This window comes from Eikenella sp. NML99-0057, assembly GCF_001648535.1.
GTDB lineage: Bacteria > Pseudomonadota > Gammaproteobacteria > Burkholderiales > Neisseriaceae > Eikenella > Eikenella exigua.
The window spans coordinates 102636-124476 of record NZ_LXST01000004.1; the positions used below are offsets into that span (position 1 = coordinate 102636).

Annotated in this window: 19 protein-coding genes; 13 read left to right on the forward strand and 6 right to left on the reverse strand. The window is 59.3% G+C overall.

The genetic code is table 11. From position 1 onward, the window contains the following. Positions 1-82 precede the first annotated feature (82 nt). Positions 83-481 carry a VOC family protein gene (locus A7Q03_RS06550; protein ID WP_067448375.1) on the reverse strand — a complete coding sequence of 133 codons (399 nt, stop codon included), beginning with the start codon at positions 479-481 and terminating at the stop codon, positions 83-85. A gap of 261 nt (positions 482-742) precedes the next feature. On the opposite strand from A7Q03_RS06550, the gene A7Q03_RS06555 reads away from it, so the two are divergent. The 3 genes from A7Q03_RS06555 to glnE all read left to right on the forward strand — a co-directional run bounded on the left by A7Q03_RS06555 (position 743) and on the right by glnE (position 4418). Beyond that, positions 743-1096 (forward strand): hypothetical protein, encoded by a 354-nt coding sequence (locus tag A7Q03_RS06555; RefSeq protein WP_067448377.1) that lies wholly within the window; start codon positions 743-745, stop codon positions 1094-1096. 65 nt (positions 1097-1161) lie between these two features. Then, positions 1162-1611, forward strand: coding sequence for an EVE domain-containing protein (locus tag A7Q03_RS06560; RefSeq protein WP_067448379.1), 450 nt, complete (start codon positions 1162-1164; stop codon positions 1609-1611). A 122-nt stretch (positions 1612-1733) separates the two neighbouring features. Continuing rightward, positions 1734-4418, forward strand: coding sequence for a bifunctional [glutamate--ammonia ligase]-adenylyl-L-tyrosine phosphorylase/[glutamate--ammonia-ligase] adenylyltransferase (glnE, locus tag A7Q03_RS06565; RefSeq protein ID WP_067448381.1), 2685 nt, complete (start codon positions 1734-1736; stop codon positions 4416-4418). Between the two features lie 50 nt (positions 4419-4468). On the opposite strand, the gene A7Q03_RS06570 is transcribed toward glnE, so the two are convergent. The 3 genes from A7Q03_RS06570 to A7Q03_RS06580 all read right to left on the reverse strand — a co-directional run bounded on the left by A7Q03_RS06570 (position 4469) and on the right by A7Q03_RS06580 (position 7505). Then, a complete protein-coding gene (locus tag A7Q03_RS06570; protein ID WP_023887636.1) occupies positions 4469-4762 on the reverse strand; it encodes a chaperone modulator CbpM in 294 nt (97 codons plus the stop codon). Positions 4763-4765: 3 nt separating this feature from the next. Further along, positions 4766-5731, reverse strand: a complete 966-nt coding sequence (locus A7Q03_RS06575) for a DnaJ C-terminal domain-containing protein (protein ID WP_067448383.1) — start codon at positions 5729-5731, stop codon at positions 4766-4768. A gap of 256 nt (positions 5732-5987) precedes the next feature. Next, on the reverse strand, positions 5988-7505 hold the full coding sequence (locus A7Q03_RS06580) for a polyamine aminopropyltransferase (protein WP_067448385.1): 1518 nt from the start codon (positions 7503-7505) through the stop codon (positions 5988-5990). Between the two features lie 260 nt (positions 7506-7765). Between A7Q03_RS06580 and A7Q03_RS06585 the strand changes: the two genes are divergently transcribed. The 5 genes from A7Q03_RS06585 (at position 7766) to speD (ending at position 11817) form a co-directional block, all read left to right on the forward strand. Then, positions 7766-8164, forward strand: coding sequence for a DUF350 domain-containing protein (locus tag A7Q03_RS06585; protein ID WP_067442383.1), 399 nt, complete (start codon positions 7766-7768; stop codon positions 8162-8164). Between the two features lie 141 nt (positions 8165-8305). Next, a complete protein-coding gene (locus tag A7Q03_RS06590) occupies positions 8306-9346 on the forward strand; it encodes an SPFH domain-containing protein (protein WP_067448449.1) in 1041 nt (346 codons plus the stop codon). Positions 9347-9382: 36 nt separating this feature from the next. Next, positions 9383-9739 carry a hypothetical protein gene (locus A7Q03_RS06595; RefSeq protein ID WP_067448387.1) on the forward strand — a complete coding sequence of 119 codons (357 nt, stop codon included), beginning with the start codon at positions 9383-9385 and terminating at the stop codon, positions 9737-9739. A 12-nt stretch (positions 9740-9751) separates the two neighbouring features. Beyond that, positions 9752-11311 carry a DUF4178 domain-containing protein gene (locus A7Q03_RS06600; protein ID WP_082880712.1) on the forward strand — a complete coding sequence of 520 codons (1560 nt, stop codon included), beginning with the start codon at positions 9752-9754 and terminating at the stop codon, positions 11309-11311. 152 nt (positions 11312-11463) lie between these two features. Then, positions 11464-11817, forward strand: a complete 354-nt coding sequence (gene speD / locus A7Q03_RS06605; protein ID WP_067448391.1) for an adenosylmethionine decarboxylase — start codon at positions 11464-11466, stop codon at positions 11815-11817. Positions 11818-11892: 75 nt separating this feature from the next. Here speD and sstT read toward each other — a convergent pair whose 3' ends face one another. Next, positions 11893-13134 carry a serine/threonine transporter SstT gene (sstT, locus tag A7Q03_RS06610; RefSeq protein ID WP_067448393.1) on the reverse strand — a complete coding sequence of 414 codons (1242 nt, stop codon included), beginning with the start codon at positions 13132-13134 and terminating at the stop codon, positions 11893-11895. A 400-nt stretch (positions 13135-13534) separates the two neighbouring features. On the opposite strand from sstT, the gene A7Q03_RS06615 reads away from it, so the two are divergent. After that, on the forward strand, positions 13535-15376 hold the full coding sequence (locus A7Q03_RS06615) for an autotransporter assembly complex family protein (protein WP_067448395.1): 1842 nt from the start codon (positions 13535-13537) through the stop codon (positions 15374-15376). Continuing rightward, positions 15377-19273 carry a translocation/assembly module TamB domain-containing protein gene (locus A7Q03_RS06620; RefSeq protein WP_067448397.1) on the forward strand — a complete coding sequence of 1299 codons (3897 nt, stop codon included), beginning with the start codon at positions 15377-15379 and terminating at the stop codon, positions 19271-19273. It begins immediately after the preceding gene. Positions 19274-19417: 144 nt separating this feature from the next. Here A7Q03_RS06620 and waaA read toward each other — a convergent pair whose 3' ends face one another. Continuing rightward, positions 19418-20686 carry a lipid IV(A) 3-deoxy-D-manno-octulosonic acid transferase gene (waaA, locus tag A7Q03_RS06625; RefSeq protein WP_067448399.1) on the reverse strand — a complete coding sequence of 423 codons (1269 nt, stop codon included), beginning with the start codon at positions 20684-20686 and terminating at the stop codon, positions 19418-19420. Between waaA and A7Q03_RS10730 the strand changes: the two genes are divergently transcribed. The 3 genes from A7Q03_RS10730 (at position 20685) to A7Q03_RS06635 (ending at position 21764) form a co-directional block, all read left to right on the forward strand. Beyond that, the gene (locus A7Q03_RS10730) at positions 20685-20819 is read left to right on the forward strand and encodes a hypothetical protein (RefSeq protein WP_255361288.1); all 135 of its coding nucleotides are present in this window, start codon (positions 20685-20687) and stop codon (positions 20817-20819) included. The genes waaA and A7Q03_RS10730 overlap by 2 nt on opposite strands. 140 nt (positions 20820-20959) lie before the next feature. Next, positions 20960-21229, forward strand: coding sequence for a hypothetical protein (locus A7Q03_RS06630; RefSeq protein WP_067442397.1), 270 nt, complete (start codon positions 20960-20962; stop codon positions 21227-21229). Between the two features lie 178 nt (positions 21230-21407). Further along, positions 21408-21764, forward strand: a complete 357-nt coding sequence (locus A7Q03_RS06635; protein WP_067448401.1) for a RidA family protein — start codon at positions 21408-21410, stop codon at positions 21762-21764. Positions 21765-21841 lie beyond the last annotated feature (77 nt).

Genomic DNA, 21841 nt, shown 5'->3' on the forward strand with positions numbered 1-21841 from the left:
ATAACCAGTATCCGACCTATGCTTACTGCCGAGGGGAAAAAGGCTACCTGAAAATTTCAGGTAGACTCTCTCTCCGCCGAATCTATTCGTTCCAAGCCATTGCTTCGATTTTGTGCCCGTCCAAATCGCGCACGAAGCAGCCATAGTAGGCGTCGCCGTAGTGCGGGCGTTTGCCGAGCGCGCCGTCGGGCCTCGCGCCGTGGGCGAGGGCGGCAGCGTAGAAGGCGTCCACTTGTGCGTTGTTTTCTGCCAAAAAGGCGATGTGCACGCCGTTGGCGGTTTGCGCGGGCTGCCCGTCGTGCGGTGCCTGAATCCAGAATTCAGGGAAGGCGCGACCATAGGCGATGGCGCGGTGTTCGCTCAAATCCAGCACGCGGCGGATGCCCAACGGGGAGAGCACGGCATCATAAAAGGCGGCGGCCTGCTCGAATTGATTCGTGCCGAGGGAAACATGCGATAGGGCGCTTTGCAGTTGGGGCATGGTAAACTCCTTTTGCTAGGGTGGAAAACTATTTAGTGATTTTAATCGATTGGGAATGGCGGATTCAAGAATCCGACCTGCGCCCAAACATCATTTCAGCAAGCGTAGCCCGCATGGATAAGGGTGTGTGCGGAATGCACGCACGCGGTTTTAACTGCGTTGAAGCTGCGCTTTCAGGTAGCCTGCCGAGGAAATTATGTTAGAAGAGCCCAAACAAGATCATCTCAATAATTCCGCCTCCAACCGCCGTATTCGGGGCGGGTGCTGATTGTTTGCAGCCTGTTCGGCCCGCCCTTGGGCGCGGTGTTATTGCTGATCGGCCTATCCGACCCCAATTCGCAGCAGGCTTTCCGGCTGATTCCTATTGCCACTCTATTCAGCTACCCGGTAGGCGGCATTCCCGCCTTCCTCACCGGCCTCTTGTCTATGCTGCTGCGCCTGAAGCGCAACCTGCCCGGCATCGCTGCCGTTACGGCAGCAGGCGCCCTACTGTCGGTCATCTGTCAGGCCGTCATGTTCGGCATTTTTGGTTCGGCTGATGACTGGATATTTTTGTGTTGCGGCGCGGCGGCGGCTTTCGTGTTATCGGTATTCCTACCCAAACCGTCAAAATAAATTTTCAGGTAGCCTTCTGCCAACAGCCTAAGGGCTACCTGAAACCCATCTGAAAAAGGACACCCATGAAATACTGGATCGGCACGGTTTCCAAAGAGCACGTCCTGCGCGGCGTGGCAGGTGGCTTTTGCCAAGTGTGCCACGGCAAAGCCGCGCCGCTCAACCGTATGCAACGCGGCGACTGGCTGCTCTACTACAGCCCGAAAATCCGCTTGGACGGCCACGACAAACTGCAAGCCTTCACCGCTCTCGGGCAGATTACCGACGACCAGGCCTACCCGTTTCAGATGAGCGCAAGCTTTATCCCCTTCCGCCGCAACGTGGCCTATGCCGAAACCCGGCGCGAATGTCCGATAGCGCTTATCCGCACGCATCCGGAATGGAAAAAATATGCCGCCCGGCTGCGCTATGGCCATTTTGAAATCAGCGAAGACTTCTTCAACTTCGTGCGCGCCTATATGCTGGCGCAGCCCGAAACACCGGAAACCAACGCCCGGCAGGAAAGCCTGTTTTAGCGGGCAGCCATGCCGAATCTGCCCCTCCATTCTTAATCTACTCAATCTAAGGCTACCTGAAAGCTTCAGGTAGCCTATAATCTGCCCGTTTGATTTATACCCTCCGCACACAAGGAATCCCCATGCCTGCCGATATGATTGCCCACGCCCGCCGTTTTTCCCTTTGGCTGTCGCGCCAGCTGGATGGCGGGCAAATCGATGTTGCACGTTTGCAGCCTATGCTCGCGCAGCCTTTGCAGCCGCAGGATTTGGCCGGCTTCGCGCCGTGGGCAGACATCGCGGCAGCGGCGGATGAGGCCGAATTGGCGCGCCAGTTGCGGCTGTTGCGCCGTTATGTGCTGGCGCAGATTATGGTGCGCGATTTGTGCGGCGCGGCCGAGCTTTCGGAGGTAACGGCTTCCATCACGCATTTGGCCGATTTTGCGGTGAACACCGCGCTCGCTTTTGCCGAGGCGCACTACACCGCGCTCTACGGCACGCCCATCGGCCGCTATAGCGGCGCGGCGCAGCATTTGAGCGTGGTGGCCATGGGCAAGGCGGGCGGGTTTGAATTAAACGTATCGTCTGATTTGGATTTGATTTTTGTCTATCCCGAATCGGGCGAAACCGACGGGCGGCGCAGCCGCAGCAATCAGGAGTTTTTCACCAAGGTGGGGCAGAAGCTGATTGCGCTGTTGAACGACATCACCGCCGACGGCCAAGTGTTCCGCATCGATATGCGCCTGCGCCCCGACGGCGACAGCGGCGCGCTGGTGTTGAGCGAAACCGCGCTGGAGCAGTATTTGGTGGCGCAGGGGCGCGAGTGGGAGCGTTATGCCTGGTGCAAAGGCCGCGTGGTCACGCCGCACGCCAACGGCATCCGCAGCGTGGTGCAGCCTTTCGTGTTCCGCAAATATCTGGACTACGGCGCCTACGAAGCCCTGCGCGGGCTGCACCGCCAAATCCGCAGTGAAGTGAGCAAAAAAGGCATGGCCGGCAACATCAAGCTCGGCGCTGGCGGCATCCGCGAGGTGGAATTTATCGCGCAGGTATTCCAGATGATTCGCGGCGGGCAAAACCGCAGCCTCCAGCTCAAAGGCACGCAGGAAACGCTGGCCGCACTGGCCGAAGCCGGCATCCTCGCGCCCGAAGCTGCCGCCCAGCTGCTCGAAGCCTACCGCTTCCTGCGCCGCCTCGAACACCGCCTGCAATACTGGGACGACCAGCAAACCCAAACGCTACCTGAAAACCCCGAACAGCAGCAGCTGTTGGCCGAAAGCATGGGCTTTGCCGATTACGAAGAATTTTCAGGTAGCCTCAACGCACAACGCGCCCAGGTAAGCACCCAATTCAACCAAACCTTAAGCAGCCCCGAAGAGAACGACAGCGAAGCCGAACAGCCGCTGGCCGGGCTGTGGCAAGACGACGCCGAAGCCGCCGAATGGGCGGCGCAGCTGGCCGACTTGGGCTTTGCCAACGCAGCCGAAGCCGCCGAGCGGCTGGCGCACATCCGCAGCAGCAGCCGCTACCGGCATTTGTCTGCCCGCGCCCAGCAGCGTTTCGACGCCGTGCTGCCGCGCGTAGTGGCTGCCGCCGCCGAAAGCAGCCGCCCCGAAGCCGCCCTGCCGCGCCTGCTCGACTTTCTCGACAGCATCAGCCGCCGCTCCGCCTACCTCGCCTTTTTGCAGGAATACCCCGCCGCGCTCGCCCAAGTGGCCGAACTCATGGCGCAAAGCCCCTGGCTGGCCGAATATTTGCAGCAACACCCCGTGCTGCTGGACGAATTATTGTCGGCACAATTAATGGAACACCCCAACTGGCCGCAATTCATCGGCGCACTTTCAGGTAGCCTCCAAACCGCCGGCGACCCCGAAGCCAAAATGGACGTGCTGCGCCGCTTCAAACACGCCCAAACCTTCCGCCTGGCCGTGCAGGATTTGGCCGGCCGCTGGCCGCTCGAAGCCCTGAGCGACCAGCTCTCCTACCTGGCCGACATCCTGCTCGAACACACCATGTGGCAGGTGTGGCAGGCCATGCCCAAAACCCACCGCTCCATCCCCCGCTTCGCCATCATCGGCTACGGCAAGCTCGGCGGCAAAGAGCTGGCCTACGGCTCCGATTTGGATTTGGTGTATCTGTATGACGACAGCGCGCCCGAAGCCGCCGACATCTACAGCAAATATGCCCGCCGTCTCACCACCTGGCTCTCCGGCAGCACCGGCGCCGGCAGCCTCTACCAAACCGACCTGCGCCTGCGCCCCAACGGCGACAGCGGCTTCCAAGCCCACAGCCTCGAAGCCTTCGCCAAATACCAGCACGAAAACGCCTGGATTTGGGAGCACCAAGCCCTCAGCCGCGCCCGTTTCGTGACCGGCAGCCCCGAAGTGGGGCGCAAGTTTGAAACCGTCCGCCGCCAAATCCTCAGCCTACCGCGCGAAGCAAACCCGCTGCGGCAGGAAATCGCCCAAATGCGCAGCAAAATGCTGCCCACCCACCCCGCCCGCGAAGACAACGTGAAATACGCCCGCGGCGGCGTGGTGGACGTGGAATTCATCGTGCAATTCTTCGTGCTGCTCCATGCCCGGCAGTATCCTGAGCTACTGGAAAACTACGGCAACATCGCCCTGCTCAATATGGCCGCCCGCCGCGGCCTGCTCAGCCAAGATGCCGCCGCGCGCACCGCCGCCGCCTACCGCCACTACCGCCAAGTGCAACACCGCCAGCAGCTGCACGGCGCGGGCGCGGTGCAAGTGGACGACACCCTGCGCAAACACTACGAACAAGTGGTCGCACTGTGGCGCGAAGTGTTCGGCGAAGAGATTCGCTAAAACGAAAAAGGCTACCTGAAAGTTTCAGGTAGCCTTTTTACTTAGCGACATTACAGCGGCAAAGCTCGGTTTGAATCCTCCAAACGGCCTTTACGCAGAGTTTCCAGTTCATCCAGCAGTTGCAGGATTAGCGCAGTGGCGGGCACACTGGCTTCGAAGTCGCGGCTGATGCGGCGGGCGCGGCGGATACGGGCGAGCTGCCAGCCGCTGAAACCGGCCTCGCGCGGGCTGCCCTGCACGGAAATGATTTCTTCCTCGATTACGTTGACCACCCAATCGGCATCGCCGTCGCAGGCGCGCACAATTTCGTTGAAGGTGAGCTGAATATCTTGTTCGCGGTTCATGGTTTATCCTTTCACGCCGTAATGCTCGGCCAGCTGCTGCCAGGCTGCACGGTCGGCTTCGCTCATGGTTTCCGGCAGAGTGATGTTGATGATGAGGTAGAGGTCGCCGGCTTCTTTGGCGGGAATGCCTTTGCCTTTGAGGCGCAGGTTTTGGCCGCTGCGGCTGTTGGCGGGAATATTGATGTTGAGTTTGCCGGCGGGCGTGTCGATAGCGGTTTTGCCGCCGAGCGCGGCCACCCAGGGCATCACATCGATGCGCTGGTACACGTCTTTGCGGTTTTTCACATACAGCGTGTCGCTTTCGCGGAAGCGGATTTTTAAATAGAGGTCGCCGTTTGCGCCGCCGTTGAAGCCGGGCAGGCCTTGGCCGCGCAGTCGGATTTGCTGGCCTTCGCTGATGCCTTTGGGGATTTTCACCTGCAGGGTTTTGCGTTCGTAGGCCATTTGGCCGCCCGCGCCGATGGTGGGCATATCTAGGCTGAGCGAGCGTTCGCCGCCGGTGTAGGCTGCGGCGAGGTCGATCGCCAGCTCGGCGTGCTGGTCTTCGCCGGGAAGGGGGCCGGTTTGGCGCTGGCGGCCTGCACCGGCGTGGCCGAAGGCGGAGAAGATGTCGTCAAAGCGGAAGTCACCGCTGCCGAAGGGCTGGCCTTCACCGAAGCGGCTGCTGTCGAAGTGGTAGTATTGCCCGAAGTCTTGGCCGGGGTCGAAACCGCCCGCGCCGCCGTGGGCACTGCCGGCGCGGCCGAAGGGGTTGGCCAGCATTTCATCGTATTCGGCGCGGTTGGCCTCGTCTTTCAGGGTGTTGTAGGCGAGGTTGATTTCGCTGGTTTTTTGGTCGGCATCGGAGTCTTTGCTGATGTCGGGATGGTATTGGCGCACCAGCTTGCGGTAGGCCTTTTTGATGTCGGCCAGGCTGGCATCTTTGGCTACGCCGAGGATGTCGTAGTAGGTTTTCTGGTTGGCACTCATATGTTGGATATTTTGTGGAATGGATAAAATTAGGAGGCACCTCTTGAGCTGAACGCGAGGCTAGGGCTTGCTGAAAGCCGTAGGGCAGAGGTGTTGCGGCTGCAAATACAAAGAACAGGTGGGGCTGGACATAGGGAAATCAATACACGGTTTGCAGCAGGCAAATCCCGCATTCGCTCGATAAAGGTATACTTAATCAGGCCGTTTTGTTTGAGCGGTTGGGAAAGGCTACCTGAAAGTTTCAGGTAGCCTTTTCTCACCGTATCACATTGCGCCAATCCTGCTCGAAATAATGCACCAGAATCTGTGTGTTCAAATAATTTGGCTGCACATCGCGGCGCGCCATATCGGGCGGGAAGCGGAACATTTCGGCGGCGGTGTCGGCGTTTAGAAAGCGGGTGGGCACGCTGAATTGCGCGGGCACGGGGAAATCGGGCTCGCGGGCGGCCAGCACGAAGCCCCATTCGCCGAAGGAGGGCACATACACATGATAGGGCGCGGTGGCGAGCCCGGCGGCCTCCAGCGTGGCCACCACCGACCAATAGGCGTTCGGGGCGAAATAGGGCGAGGTGGATTGCACCACGATCTTGCCGCCGGGCGCGAGATGCCGCGCCACCAGCCGATACATGGGCACGGAATAGAGCTTGCCCAGCGAGAAGTTGGAGGGGTCGGGCAGGTCGATGATGATGACATTGAACTTTTCCTGCGCCTGTTCCAGCCATTTGGCGGCGTCGTCGTTCACCACGCGCACTTTGGGGCTGGCGAGCGAGCCGGCGTTGAGGCGGCTTAATTTGGCGGAGGTGCGGAAGGTGCTGGTCATTTGCGGGTCGAGGTCGACCAGGGTGATGCCCTTCACTTGCGGGTATTTCAGCACTTCGCGCGCGGCCAGGCCGTCGCCGCCGCCCAAAATCAGCACGTTTTGCGCCTGCCCGCCCACCATCTGCATGGCGGGCAGTACGAGGGCTTCGTGGTAGCGGGCTTCGTCGCGCGAGGAGAATTGCAGGTTGCCGTTGATGTAGAGGCGCAGGTCGTCGTGCCATTTGGTGATCACCAGGCGCTGGTAGGGCGAATGGCTTTCGTATACCACCGGGTCGCCGAAATAGCTTTGTTCGGCCAGAAAGGTGATGCGGTTGGCGGCGGCGAAGGCGGCCAGCAGGCAGGCCAGCACGATGACGCCGCGCAGCTGGATGGCGCGGTAGCGCGGCAGCTCTGCTTTGAAGGCGCGGGCGGTGAGCACGGCCACGGCGGCGTTGAGCAGGCCGAACAGCAGGGCGGAACGCGCCATGCCCAGCCGGGGCGCGAGCACCAGCGGGAACAGCAGCGACACGGCCAGCGCGCCCAGGTAGTCGAAGGTGAGCACTTTGGCCACCAGGTCTTTAAAATCGGCCTGCCGCCGGTTCAGCACGCGCATCACCAGCGGGATTTCCATGCCCACCACGATGCCCACCACCAGCACCAGCGCATACAGCAGCGTGCGGAACGGCGCGGCAGCCAGCCCGAACACCACAAACAACACCAAGGCCGACACCCCGCCGAGGATGCCCACCAGCAATTCGATTTCGATAAAGCGCGAAAGCGCGTCTTCATCGCGGATGTATTTGGTGAGGTGCGCGCCGATGCCCATGGCGAAGAGGTAGAGACCGATGATGGAGGAAAACTGCAAAATGCTGTCGCCCAGCAAATAGCTGGCCAGCGCGGCAATGATGAGTTCATACGCCAGCCCGCAGCTGGCTACGATGAAGACGGAGATGATTAGGGTGCGGTCGGGTTTCATGTTTCAGGTAGCCTTGATGATGGGCTGAATTATATAGCTAAAGCCATGCCTTTTTTCATCGGGCTTCTTACAGGAGCCAGCAAAAAGATACTCGGTAGCGAATGGTAAAGGCTACCTGAAAATTAGCCAGCTGCCGCAAACCTCACAAGCCTCATAAATAAACGGCAAAGCAGGATGAACAACCGGCATTTGTATGGCATAATCAGCCGCATATCGCCGCTGTGGCGGCCTTCTTCCCACCCTGATTACAAAGGCAACCCATGAGCATTTCCCTGCAACAATATCTGTCGTACCTTCAATACCTGGCCGTGGGCCTGGGCATGACCGCACTGTTCGCCGCCGTGTATCTGCGCATCACCCCGGCCGACGAATTGAAGCTGATTAAAAACGGCAACCTGGCCTGCGCCCTTTCCTTCGGTGGCGCGCTCATCGGCTTCTGCCTGCCTTTGGCCTCCAGCATCGCCCACAGTGTCGGGCTTTTGGATTTCGTGCTTTGGGGTTGGGCTGCTGCGGCGATTCAGATTGTGGTGTATTTCGCCGCCACCCGCCTCGTGCCTGATTCCGCTGCCGAGCTGGCCGGCAATAACGTGGCCGTGGGCACGCTCTGTGCCGTGATTTCCGTGGCGGTGGGGCTGCTCAACGCCGCCTGTTTGGCGTAATAACGCATGCACAACAGGCTACCTGAAATTTCGTTTCACAGAAATTTGTCCCATTTTAGCTTCGCAGAAACTTAGCTTCCTGCGGAAACCTCGTTTTCAGGTAGCCTTCCCCTTATCCTAATCAAGAAAGGAATCCCCATGCTGGGCAATTTCATCAAGAAGCAGTTTATCGACGTTATCGAATGGCCGAATCCCGAAGAAGGGCTGCTGATGTGGCGCTTCCCCGTGGCCGACCAGGAAATCCAAAACGGCGCCAGTCTCACCGTGCGCGAAGCGCAGGCCGCCCTGTTTGTGGACGAAGGCAAAGCCGCCGACGTGTTCCAGCCCGGCCGCTACACGCTCACCACCCAAACCCTGCCTATCCTCACCAACCTGAAAAACTGGGATAAATTATTCCAGTCGCCCTTCAAATCCGACGTTTACTTCTTCAACACCCGCCAGCAACTCGCCCGCCGCTGGGGCACTTCCCAGCCAGTTACCGTGCGCGATGCTGATTTCGGCGTGATCCAGCTGCGCTCCTTCGGCATGTATGCCTACCGCATCAGCGATCCCGCCGCCTTCTTCCGCGAAGTTACCGGCGTGGGCGCCTCCTACAGCGGCGAGCAGCTCGAACAGCAGCTGCGCAACCTCGCCATGACCCAGCTGGCCGCTGCCTTCGGCACCTCCGGCATCCCCTTCCTCGATATGGCCGCCAACCAAGTGCTGCTGTCGCAGAAAATGAACGAACTGCTGCTGCCCGAGTTTGCCAAACTCGGCCTCACGCTGGAAAACTTCACCGTGGAAAGCGTGAGCCTGCCCGAAAACGTACAAAAAGCGCTGGATAGCAAAATGTCGATGGGCATCATCGGCGATATGGGTAAATTCACCCAATACCAAACCGCCACCGCCATTCCGATGGCCGCGCAAAACGAAGGCGGCATCGCCGGCATCAGTGCCGGACTCGGCGTGGGCGCCGGTATCGGCCAGGCCATGGCCGGCGCGATGGGCGGCATGATGCAGCCCCAACAGCCCGCCCAAACCGCGCCCACTCCAGCCGCCCAGCCTGCCGCCCCGGCAGCACCCGCCGCCGAAGACCCGCAAGCCAAGCTGGCCAAACTCAAAACCCTGCTCGACGGCAACCTGATTTCCGCCGAAGACTACGAGAAGGCCAAAGCCGAAGTGCTCAAACAGCTGATTGGTTGATCAGCTGAGGCTACCTGAAAGCCAAATCCCACCATCATGCCAACCACAAACCCCGTACAAGTCATCGCCAAACATCTGCAAAGCCGGCCCACCATTCTCGATTTTGCAAAGGAATTGCAAACCATTGCCGACTTGCAGGCCGTTGCGCCGGAGCAGGCTGCCGCCGATTGGGATGCGTTCAGCGCCGTGGTGAGCCGCCTCCGCGATTCGCACCAAATCAACGGCATTTTCTGCCTGACGCCGCAAAACCAGCCTGTCTTTCTGGAGTTTGCAGACTACCTGAAAACCGTTGCCGGCATTGCAGGCCAAGATGCCGCCCCCTTGTGCGACGGCTTCGATTTAACAGCCGCCGAGATTGCCGCTAAATTTGCCGCCAAACCGCCCGCCCCTTAGGAAGAACCCATCATGAGCGAACCCTTCTTTAAAACCGACTGCCCCAGCTGCGGCGCGCCCGTGCACGCGCATTCGGCCACGGTGGTTACGCTGGTGTGCGGCTTCTGCCACAGCCTCTTGGTGTACCAGGGCGAAGACATTATCAACAGCGGCCGCGATTCTGCCCTTTTGGAAGACTTTAGCCCGCTGCAAATCGGCACGACCGGCACATTCGCCAACCGCCCGTTTTCCATCATCGGCCGCCTGCAGGCTAAATACGATGCCGGCATGTGGAATGAGTGGTATGTGCAGTTTGACGACGGCAGCAACGGTTGGCTCTCCGAATCGGACGACCAATACGTATTCACCCTGCCCGCTGCCGAGCCCTTGCAGGAAATCCCCGATTTTTCCAGCTTAGTGGCCGGCCGCAGCAACTTGGTGTATCACAGCAAACGCTTCTGGGCTGCCGACGTGCGTGATATTGTGCTGGAGCAGGCTGCCGCACAGGGCGAGCTGCCTTTTGCCGTGCCGCCGCAGATGAAGAACCAAGTAGCCGACTGGCGCTGCGAGCAAGCCTTCCTCACACTGGATTATGCCGAATCGCCGCCCGAAATCTTTATCGGGCAGGGAGTGAGGCTGGCCGACTTACAACTCGCCAACATCCGTAGCAGCGAGCAGGTGGCCGATAGCGCAGGTCGGCTAAAAGGCACACGCCAGGCCGAAAGTTGCCCGAACTGCGGCTCGCCCGTTCAATGGATTACCGGCCTCACGCCTTCCATCCTCTGCCCCAGCTGCGGCAGCGGTCTGGATGCGGCAGAAGGCAAGCTGGAATTGCTAGAAGCCAATAATAGGCGCGATGCGCAGGCCGATGCGTTCACCCTGAAAATCGGCTCGGAAGCCCGCATTAACAACCGCACCTACACCCTCATCGGCGCGGTGCGTAAAGACGAACTGGAGCCGGAAGATGCGTTCAACCTGATGTTCGGCCAAAAGCCGCTCGGCATCGTGCCCGTCGGGCGTTGGACGGAATACCTGCTCTTCGAGCCGCAGGCCGGCTTTATGTGGCTGGTGGAAAGCGGTGACGGTGAATGGAGCGTGTCGGAAACGCTCAATGTGTGGCCGCGCCTGTATGGCGATTTGTTCCAGCCGCAAGGCCTACCCAAACTCTACGATTATGGCGGCCGCGTGGTTTTCGCTGCCGGCGCGTTTTACTGGCACATCCGCCAAGGTGATGTGGATTTCTACAGCGACTACCGCCTCAACAGCAACGGCAAACTCTGCGCCGAATGCAACCGGCACGAAGCCGCCTGGAGCCAAAGCACCACCGTTCCCTACCGTACCGTGTTTAGCTGGTTCGGTATCGAGAACGATACTCCGCAATACAGCACCAATATGCATGCGGACCGTCCGTCGAACGGACTGATGCTGCTGCTTATAATAGTGTTTGTCATCATCAACGTGCCGGCGTGGTTGAATATGCTGGCTTCAGAAGAAGATGTATCCCTTGCCGCCATGCTGTCGGTGATGGTGCTGTATTTTCTGGGCAAACGCGGCAATGTGTTCAGTGGCGATGACGACGATGAAGATGAGTGAAACAAAATGTCGAGAAATACTTATTTGATTTTCAGCATCATAGCTATGCTGGTCAGCACCTTTTACAACTACAGCTTCATGGGCAGCAGCGGCAGCAACCGTTCCTACAACGGCTCGCGCGTGGGTGGTGGCTATTCTTCTGGATGGCATAAATGAGCCACAGCCCCGGCAGCCATGGCCTGCTTGATTTATACGGCTGCCCGCCTGAATTGCTGCGCAACGAAGGCTACCTGAAAACCGCATTGGAGCACACCGCCCACCACATCGGCGCCACCGTACTCGAAAGCCGTTTCCACACCTTTGGTGGCGAAGGTGGTGTAACCGGCGTACTGCTCTTGGCCGAATCCCACCTCAGCATCCACACCTGGCCCGAACACGGTTTCGCCGCCATCGATATCTTCCTCTGCGGCCACCTGCGGCCTGAAGCAGCAAAAGAAATACTGCAACACGCCCTGGAAGCTGAACACAGCGTTTGGCAAACCCATCCGCGCGGTAGTGAGTTATAGGTTTGCGGCAGATAGATGGGAAAGGCTACCTGAAAATCTTCAGGTAGCCTTTCTTTTAGCTCTTAATCCAAACAATCAGCGTTTGTTTGACTGATCCACGGCAGCGGTAAAAAGCACGTCGGTGGAGGAATTAAGGGCGGTTTCGGCAGAGTCTTGAATCACGCCGATGATGAAGCCCACCCCCACCACCTGCATGGCGATGTCGTTGGGGATGTTGAACAGGCTGCAGGCCATGGGAATCAGCAGCAGCGAGCCGCCGGCCACGCCAGATGCACCGCAGGCGCCGATGGCGGCAATCGCGCTTAAGAGCAGAGCCGTCCAGAAATCCACAGTGATGCCCAAGGTGTGCACCGCGGCCAAGGTGAGTACAGTAATAGTGATGGCGGCACCAGCCATGTTGATGGAAGCACCCAGCGGGATGGATACGGAATAGGTGTCTTCATGCAAACCGAGTTTTTTCGCCAAAGCCATATTCACGGGAATGTTGGCAGCGGAAGAACGGGTAAAGAAGGCGGTTACGCCGCTTTCGTGCAGGCAGGTAAACACCAGTGGGAAAGGGTTGCGGCGGGTTTGGGCGAACACGATGATGGGGTTCACCACCAGTGCCACAAACAGCATCGCGCCCAGCAATACGGCCAACAGGTGCAGGTAGAAGCCCAGTTTGTCGAAACCTTCTTTCACGATGGTAACCAACGCCAGCCCGAAAATGCCCAAGGGGGCAAAGCGGATGATGCCGCGCACCACTTTGGAAATGGCTTCGGCCACGTCGTTGATCAGTGTGCGGGTTTGCTCGCTAGCTTGGCGGAAAGCCGTACCGAGCACCAACGCCCAGGCGAGGATGCCGATGTAGTTGGCATTGGCCAGTGCCTGAATCGGATTGGAAACCAGGTTCATCAGCAGGTGGCGCATCACTTCGCCAATGCTGGTGGGCGCTTCATTGCTGGCCGCTTCCACGCCGCTGAGCAGCAGCTGCGAGGGGAACAGGAAGCTCGCACCCACGGCCACTACCGAGGCAGCAAACGTGCTCACCAGATACAGCACCAAAATCGGGCGGATATTGGTGGGGTTGCCGCTACGGTGCTGCGAGATGGCGGAGGTTACCAGAGCAAACACCAAAATCGGCGCCACAGCTTTGAGCGCGCCCACAAACAGGCTGCCCAAAATCACGCCTACTTCCACCACCGCCCCGGCGGCAGTGGTGTTGCGCGCCAGTACGCCTACCAAAATGCCGAGCACGAGGCCGATGGCAATCTGCGTTACCAGCCCCAGGCTGCTGAAAAGGCCGAACGGGCTTTTCCTTTGAGTGTTGTTTTGCATACGAATCCCTAGATTGTGTGATTGTTATAGCTAAAGCCCATTGTTTTCTAGTGTATCGGCTCGCTTCAGCTATGGTTCCGGGTGAAAAAAAAGGAGCCCAGTTTAACAGAAACGAACGTATCAGCACAAATATTTACCAACAGCAACTGCCTGCACAAGCTGCCTGTGGCGGGGAGAGCGAGTTTTTCAGGTAGCCTTTGAGCAGATAGAGGAGAGGCTACCTGAAACACACAATAACAGACCGTTTGGATAATCAAACTCAACCATCCCTTTCAGGTAGCCTTAGCCGGCTGGCTTTCTTTTGCCTGCCTTTACTATAAAACGTAAGGCAAAAATGCTAATATGCGGCAGTTTGCCGCACACACACACCGGCTTGATGTTTACCGATTGCAGATTGCCCATGAAAACCCCTCTGTTTCCCTTTGCCGTAATTGCCGCCTTGCTGCTGAGCCTGCCCGCCCGTGCCGACGGCAAGGCAGGAGAGGCGGCTACCAATTCGGTGCAGAAAAATAAAGAAAAAGAATCGATCGAACAGCCCACCACGGCCAATCCGGACAAACTGCCTTTCCCCATTTCCATCAATGCGCCTGCCGATTTGGCCGCACTTTTGCGCGAGCATCTTTCTATTATCAACCGCCAAACCGAGCCGGACGCGGATATTGATTATGAACAAATGCAGTTTCTGGCCGAGGAAGCGCCGGACGAAATCAAACAGATTGTGCGTTCGCAAGGCTATTTCCGCGCCGATATTCAGGTAGCCCCGCATGGCCGCGGTTGGCGCATCACGATAAAACCCGGGCCGCGCACGCGGGTGAGTAATGTGGAAGTGTCGATTGTGGGTAAAGTGTTGGAAGACGCCAAACTGGCCAACTACTACAAACGCGCCATAGCCAACTGGGCCTTGCCGGTGGGCCAGCCGTTTGTGAACAGTGAATGGAGCAGCAGCAAAGACGCGGTGCTCTCCGCCGTGCGCCGCTATAAGTATCCGCTGGCCTCGCTCACCGAGAGCCGCGCCACCATCAACCCGCAAACCAGCCAAGCCGTGCTCTCTGTGAGCGTAGACAGCAAACAGCCGGTGTATTTCGGCGATATTCAAGTGAGCGGCAACGAGCGTTACCCTGCCTCGGTGATTACCGGTATGGCACAGTTTAAGCCCGGCGAACCCTACGATTTCGATAAAATCCTGGATTACCAACAGGCACTGGAACAAGACAGCCACTACAGCCGCGCGCAGGTGGAGGCCGATTTCTCCAAAATGGTGGACGACCACGTGCCGCTATTGGTGTCGGTGAGCGAAGTGCCGCGCCAGAAATTCGATATCGGCCTGCGCTACGACTCCAAAGACGGCCCCGGCATCCGCCTGGGCTATGAACACTACAACGTGTTCAACCGAGGCTATGTGTTTGCCGGCGCCACCGACGTAAACCACTACGAACAAAGCGCCAGCATCGGCCTGAGCCAACCGCGCAACAGCAACGGCTGGTATTGGACAGGCAACATCGCCTACAACAGCTCCACCACGCAGAAGCTAGATAAAAACACCCTCCAATCCGGCATCTGGCGCGTGCGCGACCGCGACGGCATCGAGGCGCGCTTCGGGCTGGAATACATCACCGAATCACGCCGCGTTGTAGGCGGCCCCGACTTTGGCCGTAGCAATGTGCTGATGCTCACCGCCGCCTGGAGCCGCCAAAATATCGAAACCCTGCTGCGTCCGGCCAACGGCTATTATTTGGAAGGCAAGGTAGGCGCCACCGTCGGCTCGCTCGGCTCTTCCGCCGTAGTGCAGCGTGTGCACGGCCGCGCCGGCTACTATTTCACGCCTGAAGAACACAAAAACATCGGCACCTTCATCGCACGCGGCGAACTGGGCTACACCCATTCCAACCAAGATTTGGATGTGCCCTCCGTATTACTATTCCGCAGCGGCGGTGCCAACAGCGTGCGCGGCTATGAGCAAGACAGTATCGGCCTGAAAGGCCCGAATAATTCCGTGCTGCCTGACCGCGCCTTGGCCGTGGCCAGCTTCGAATATCAAAAACCAATCGGCAAAAACTTCGCGTTGGCGCTGTTTCACGATATGGGCTCGGTGAGCCACAACTTCACCAACATGAACTGGCATCACGGCAGCGGCGTCGGCCTGCGCTGGTTTAGCCCGATTGCCCCCTTCTCCTTCGATTTGGCCTACGGCCACCAAGACCGCAAACTGCGCTGGCACATCAGCCTGGGAACCCGATTCTAAATGACCGACACCGCCCTACCCGTTGATTCCGACACCCTGCCGCCCGAAGCTGAAAATGAAGCCGCTGCCGGCAACACTCCGCCGAAGAAGCCGCGCCGCCGCTGGCTGCGCCGCCTGCTTTCCGCCTTTTTGCTGCTGCTCACGCTTCTGGTGGCAGCCGTGGTGTGGCTGGTGGGCACCGAATCCGGCCTGCGCTTCGGCATCACCAAAATCCCCTCCTGGTTCGGTGTGAACATCAGCGTGAAGGAATTGAACGGCAGCCTGTGGCGCGGCTTTCAAGGCAGCGGCATTCAGGTAGCCACCGAGGGTACCGATTTAGACATCAGCAGCGTGGCGCTGCAATGGCAGCCTAATGAATTGTGGCACCGGCAGCTGCACGTCAACCGCCTGGCCGCCGGCGATATCCGAATCATCAGCAAACCCATCCCGCCCAAAGAAGACCGCCCGCCGATGAAGCTACCTGAAAGCGTGGATTTGCCCTTGGGCGTACAGATCGAGAAAATCGAAGTCGGCCGCATCCTGCTGGGCAAAAGCAACAACCCGGTGGTGGAATCCGGCGCGGTCAGCTACCAGTTCGACCACCAAAACCACAAGCTCAACATCGTTTCCCTGCGCCTGCCCTGGCATAATTTCAGCGGTAGTACCACACTCAACACCGCCACCCCCTTCAAGCTCGACGGCCAAATCGTGGGCAGCGGCGAGCTGGACGGCAAACAGGCCGACAGCGCCGTGGCCATGAACGGCAGCCTGCAAAACCCCGAGCTGCTCGTCCAGCTGGACAACGGTGATTCCCACTTTGCCGTAAACGGTAAACTGCGTCCCTTCGAGCCGCTGCTCAACCGCAAAATCGTCAACCTCAACATCGACGGCCGTCAAATCAACCCCGCATGGTTCGATCCCTCCCTGCCCACTGCCGATTTGGTGTTCAACCTCGCGCTCAATCCCGCCGAAGAAGCCGATACCCTCGCCGGCCTGCTCGAAGTGCGCAACCAAGCCCCCGCGCCCATCAACGGCAACGGCATCCCCGTAGCCGGCATCAACGGCAAACTCAAAGTGGACACCAGCGGCAAACTGCATCTGGACAATGTCGATACCGAGCTGGCCGCCGGCGGCCGCATCACTTTCAACGGCAACATCGACAGCGCCAACCAAAACATGGCCGTAGATGCCGCCGTGCAGCAATTCAAACTGCAAGACATCCTCAAACAAAAGCTCGACCTCAGCCTAGACGGCGACATCAAGCTTTCAGGTAGCCTCGGCAGCCCGCAGGCCGATTGGCAGCTTAAAGCCGGCCAAACCGCCACCAGCGGCACCTTCCAGCTGCTCACCGACAAAACCAACCGCCAGCGCAGCATCAGTCTGCAACAAGTGAAAATCACCCCCGAAAACGGCGGCGAAATGCAAGGCGAAGCCCTGCTCGAGCTCTTCCAAGGCCGCAAAATCACCGCCCGCGTTAACAGCACCCGCTTCAACCCCGCCGCCGTGCTGGCCGATTTGCCGCAAGGCAGCGTGAACGGCAGCGTGAAGCTCGACGGCAGCCTCGGCCAAACCCCCGATTTGCACCTCCTGCTCGATTGGCAAAACAGCCAGCTCTCCGGCGCCCCCCTCGCCGGTAAGGCCGATTTGCGCTATCAAAACGACCACCTGCCCAAAGCCGACCTCCACCTTTTGCTCGGCCGCAACCGCATCCACGCCGACGGCAGCTTCGGTAAGGCAGGCGACCGCCTTAATCTCGACATCGACGCGCCCAACCTCAATCTCTTCGGCTTCGGCCTCACGGGCTACCTGAAAGCCCAAGGTTTCCTCTCCGGCGCCCCCGCCAAGCTTACTGCCGACCTGCACGGCCACGCCGACAGCCTTGCCGTGCAAAACGCCGTGCGCATCGACCACCTCGATTTCGACCTCAAAGGCTCGCCCGACCTCAACCAGCCGCTCAACATCAAGCTCGACGGCCGGAAAATCCACATCGGCAGCACCCAAATCGACAACATCAACCTCAACGCCAACGGCAGCGGCAAAAGCCACAGCATCACCGGCAACAGCAGCCTCAGCCTCAGCGGCAAGCCCTTCCGTCTCAATCTGGCCGCCAACGGCGGGCTGAACAACGAACAGCAGTGGAACGGCCGCATCGGCCAGCTCGACATCGGCGGCGCCTTCAACCTCAAGCTGCTCAACCCCATCCAAATCGAAGCCGGCGCCAAACGCGTGCGTCTCGACAACGCCCGCTGGGCAGCCATGGGCGGCAGCCTCAACCTGCACAATTTCGTGTGGGAAAAACAAAGCGGCATCAGCAGCAAAGGCAACGCCACCAACCTGCACCTGCAAGAGCTGGACAACCTGATCGGCCTGGGCAAAGACGACAAATCTGTCAAGCTGCAGCTCGTGGTGGCCGGCGATTGGGACTTGCGCTACAGCCGCGATGCCACAGGCTACCTGAAACTCACCCAGCAATCCGGCGACGTGGTTATCCCCTATCGCCAGCAGGCGCTGGGCTTGAGCAACCTCGTGCTCGACACCCGCTTCCAAAGCGGCCGCATCGACAACCGCCTCACCGGCAAAACCCGCTACGGCACGCTCGACGCCTCCGTGGCCGTGAGCCAGCAGTTTGGCAACGCCATCAGCCAAGCTCCGATCAATGGCTACCTGAAACTCGACATCCCCGAGCTCGACGCCATCCGCAACCTCCTGCCCGGCGGCATGAGTGCCAAAGGCGCGCTCGCCATCGACACCACCGTGTCCGGCAACGTGGGCGAGCCCCGCCTCAACGGCACCGCCACCGGCAAAAACCTCTACTACCGCGACCGCAACACCGGCGTGATTTTGGATAACGGCAGCCTCAGCTCCCGCTTCCAAGGCCGCGACTGGGTAATCGACTCGCTCAAATTCACCCGCAAAGACGGCAGCGTCGAACTTAAAGGCCGCGTCAACCTCACCGGCACCACCCCCGATGTAGACGTAAACGCCCAGTTCACCCGCTACCCCATCCTCGACAACCCCAACCGCAAGCTCACCCTCAGCGGCAACAGCCAACTGCTCTACAACCCCGGGCGCGGCATGGCGCTCAACGGCGAGCTCAAAGTGGATAGCGGCCACTTCGGCTTCCAAAAATCCAGCATGCCCGGGCTCGATGACGACGTGGTGGTGCTCGGCGAAGAAAAACCCGCCGACACCAGCACCGCCACCCCCATCGAGATGAACCTCACCCTCGACTTGAACGACAACTTCCGCTTCAGCGGCCAAGGGCTGGATGTGTTGCTCGGCGGCAAGCTCACTCTCAGCGCCAAACCCAAAGAGAACGTGCGCGCCGTGGGCACCGTAAACATCGTGCGCGGCCAATACAAAGCCTACGGCCAAGACCTCGTCATCAATAAAGGCCACATCTCCTTCGTCGGCCCCATCGCCTCGCCCAACCTCAACCTGCGCGCCACCCGCAAATACTCTCCCGTGGGCGCCGGCGTGGAAGTGCTCGGCAGCCTCGACAACCCGCGCGTGAGCCTCGTCTCCAACGAGCCGATGAGCGACAAAGACAAACTCTCCTGGCTCATCCTCGGCCGTGCCAGCAGCGGCAACGAAAGCGACGAAGCCACCGTGGCCGCCGCCGCCGGCGCCTTCCTGGCCGGCAACATCAACGACAAAATCGGCCTCCTCGACGACTTCGGCATGACCACCCGCCGCACCCGCAACACCCAAACCGGCGAGCTCAACCCCGCCGAACAAGTCATCACCTTCGGCAAGCGCATCACCAACGAGCTCTATCTGGGCTACGAATACAGCGTAACCAGCGCTAACCAGGCCGTGAAGCTGATCTGGCAGATCAACAGCACTCTACAGGCCATCAGCCGCGTGGGCACTGACTCTGTGGGCGGTGAAGTGCGCTACACCATCCGCTTCGATTAGCGCGCCATTCGACCAAGCTGCCGCTACAAAGTTTTGGCTTGGCTGGATGTTTGGTTGTGCAGAAATTTGCGTTGCCCGTTTGAACGGCGTTGAAGCTCACATTTTAGCTTTGTAGAAACCCGGCTTCCTTCGGAAACCTCGTTTTCAGGTAACCTCATCCAAGGCCGTGCATATGGCTTCGGCAATCCGCTCGCTCGCGCCTTGGTGGGCTTGGATAAAACCGGCGGCTTGGGCGGAGAAGCGTTCGCGTTCGGCGGGGTTGGCCAGCCAGCGTTGTACGGCGGCATACCATTCGGCGGGAGTGGCTACCTGAAGCGCGGCGCCGGCAGCCAATGCGCCCGCGCAGGCGGCGGCGAAGTTGTAGGTGGAATAGCCGAACAGGGCGGGTTTGCCGCAGGCGATGGGTTCGATGATGTTTTGGCAGCCGGTGTCCACCAGGCTGCCGCCCACAAAGGCCAGATCGGCGGCCAGATAGTAGGCGAACAGCTCGCCCATGCTGTCGCCCAGCCACACTTGCGTTTCGGGGCGCACGGCGGCTTCGTCGCTGCGCCGCTGCACGCGCAGGCCGAGCGCCGCCGCGCCTTCGGCCACGACATCGAAGCGTTCGGGATGGCGCGGTACGATTACTAAAAGCGCATCGCCTTGATACTGCCGCCACTCTTGCAGCAGCAGCAGCGCTTCGTCTTGGTTTTGATGAAAACGCGTGCTGGCGCACACCACAACGGGGCGGCTGCCGATGCGTTGCTTAAATGCCGCGGCCAACTCGCGCATGGCTGCGGGCGGGGCGATGTCGTATTTGGTGTTGCCGCACACCAGCACGTTTCCCGCACCGATGCCGCGCAGGCGTTCGGCATCGGCTTCGGTTTGGGCGAGCACGCGTCGGAAGGATTGCAGGGCGGGGGCGAACAGGGACGGCCAGCGGCGGTAGCCCTGCGCGGATTGCTTGGAGAGGCGGGCGTTGGCCAGGAACACGGGCAGATTGGCCGCGCGGCAGGCGGCCAGCAGGTTTGGCCAGATTTCGGTTTCCATGATGATGCCGAAACGCGGCTTATGCTGGGCGAGGAAGGCGGCTGTCCAAGCCGGGTGGTCGTAGGGCAGGTAGCGGCATTGGGCATCGGGAAACAGGCTCTCGGCGGTGGCGCGGCCGGTGGGCGTCATTTGCGTGAGCAGCAGCGGGGCATCGGGAAAACGGCGGCGCAAAGCCTGCACCAGCGGCACGGCAGCACGGGTTTCGCCCACGGACACGGCGTGCACCCAAATGGCGTGTTGCACGGGATTATCCAGCGGCTTGCCGAAACGCTCGCCTTGATGCAGCAGATAGTCGGGAGAGCGGCGGCTGCGCTTGGCGAGCAGGTGGCGGGCCAGCGGGCGGCCGAGGAGGCGGGTAAGCAGGCGGTAGAGGGCGGGGAGCATGGGATGGTTTGTTTTTGCAGAGATTCAGCCTTGGCTGCGCCAAGACATTATTTTAGCTGCGCCGAAGCTTACGCTTTCAGGTAGCTTGGGGGTAGTTTGGAGGCTACCTGAAAAAATGAATTTGGTGAAGTGAAATATAACGCTACGGCCGGTGTTTTCAGGTAGCCTTTGTTATTGCGTGGATGAGGTTACCTGAAAACGAGGTTTCCAAAGGCAGCTGAGTTTCTGCGGAGCTAACATTTCAGGTAGCCTCACAGTGATACAGAAAGGTCAATGGAAATGGAACAAAACAAACCGCAAGAAGCAGTTTCCGCCAAACCTCCTTACCCATGGCGGGTGCCGATTGTTCGCGCACTATTAGGTGGCCCGCTGGAGGTGTGGTTGATGGCTTTTTACCTATGGTTTCAAAACGGCTGGATTTCCCGAGTCGATTTTGTTGAAGTGATTGGTGCAGCAGTTTTGTTTTTATGGGTTGCGTTGATAAACTGGGATGTCAGCACGTTGTATAGCCGCCAGCAAATGTTTATAAAATGCTGGTTATGATGAGCTGCAGTGCAAATATCTATGATTTTGTTGGAATTTCTGTCCAAGCCGCAGCCGCAATAAGTCGGGCACTCATACCCAGCCTACGGGCTACCTGAAAGCATGAGGTTCAACGAAATTAAAAATTTCAGGTAGCCTTCCCCCCGTTTCTCCCACTCCTCCAAAGAAAGGATTTGCCATGACTATCTGCCACCATCTCCCCGCCGCACGCTATTCTGAAGCTGTGATAGCCAACGGTTTCGTTTTCCTCTCTGGCCAAGTACCTGCCAACCCCGAAGCCGATATCGAAGCGCAAACCGCCGATGTGCTTGCGCAAATCGACCGGATTCTGGCCGACTGCGGCTCAGACAAGGCACATATCTGCGAAGCGGTAATCTATTTGCCCGATATGGCCGACTACGCGGGCATGAACCGTGTTTGGGATGCCTGGGTAGCCCCTGGCAAAGCCCCCGCCCGCGCCTGCGTACAAGCCGCATTAGCAGATGCAGGCTGGAAAGTGGAAATCAAGATTACGGCTTTGCAGCGCACGGTATGACAGGCAGTGGCCTTCTGCCGTACAATCCGTGCCGTTTCTTTATTATATAGCTAAAGCACTTAATTTCTTTTTACAAC

What these genes read in the sequence shown, in the direction of transcription:
- waaA (WP_067448399.1), bottom strand. Translation starts at nt 20,686, where the DNA reads ATGCTCCCCGCCCTCTACCGCCTGCTTACCCGCCTCCTCGGCCGCCCG.
- A7Q03_RS06595 (WP_067448387.1), top strand. Translation starts at nt 9,383, where the DNA reads ATGCCAACCACAAACCCCGTACAAGTCATCGCCAAACATCTGCAAAGC.
- A7Q03_RS06570 (WP_023887636.1), bottom strand. Translation starts at nt 4,762, where the DNA reads ATGAACCGCGAACAAGATATTCAGCTCACCTTCAACGAAATTGTGCGC.
- A7Q03_RS06585 (WP_067442383.1), top strand. Translation starts at nt 7,766, where the DNA reads ATGAGCATTTCCCTGCAACAATATCTGTCGTACCTTCAATACCTGGCC.
- A7Q03_RS06635 (WP_067448401.1), top strand. Translation starts at nt 21,408, where the DNA reads ATGACTATCTGCCACCATCTCCCCGCCGCACGCTATTCTGAAGCTGTG.
- A7Q03_RS06560 (WP_067448379.1), top strand. Translation starts at nt 1,162, where the DNA reads ATGAAATACTGGATCGGCACGGTTTCCAAAGAGCACGTCCTGCGCGGC.
- glnE (WP_067448381.1), top strand. Translation starts at nt 1,734, where the DNA reads ATGCCTGCCGATATGATTGCCCACGCCCGCCGTTTTTCCCTTTGGCTG.
- A7Q03_RS10730 (WP_255361288.1), top strand. Translation starts at nt 20,685, where the DNA reads ATGGGATGGTTTGTTTTTGCAGAGATTCAGCCTTGGCTGCGCCAAGAC.
- speD (WP_067448391.1), top strand. Translation starts at nt 11,464, where the DNA reads ATGAGCCACAGCCCCGGCAGCCATGGCCTGCTTGATTTATACGGCTGC.
- A7Q03_RS06550 (WP_067448375.1), bottom strand. Translation starts at nt 481, where the DNA reads ATGCCCCAACTGCAAAGCGCCCTATCGCATGTTTCCCTCGGCACGAAT.
- A7Q03_RS06620 (WP_067448397.1), top strand. Translation starts at nt 15,377, where the DNA reads ATGACCGACACCGCCCTACCCGTTGATTCCGACACCCTGCCGCCCGAA.
- A7Q03_RS06630 (WP_067442397.1), top strand. Translation starts at nt 20,960, where the DNA reads ATGGAAATGGAACAAAACAAACCGCAAGAAGCAGTTTCCGCCAAACCT.
- sstT (WP_067448393.1), bottom strand. Translation starts at nt 13,134, where the DNA reads ATGCAAAACAACACTCAAAGGAAAAGCCCGTTCGGCCTTTTCAGCAGC.
- A7Q03_RS06575 (WP_067448383.1), bottom strand. Translation starts at nt 5,731, where the DNA reads ATGAGTGCCAACCAGAAAACCTACTACGACATCCTCGGCGTAGCCAAA.
- A7Q03_RS06600 (WP_082880712.1), top strand. Translation starts at nt 9,752, where the DNA reads ATGAGCGAACCCTTCTTTAAAACCGACTGCCCCAGCTGCGGCGCGCCC.
- A7Q03_RS06580 (WP_067448385.1), bottom strand. Translation starts at nt 7,505, where the DNA reads ATGAAACCCGACCGCACCCTAATCATCTCCGTCTTCATCGTAGCCAGC.
- A7Q03_RS06615 (WP_067448395.1), top strand. Translation starts at nt 13,535, where the DNA reads ATGAAAACCCCTCTGTTTCCCTTTGCCGTAATTGCCGCCTTGCTGCTG.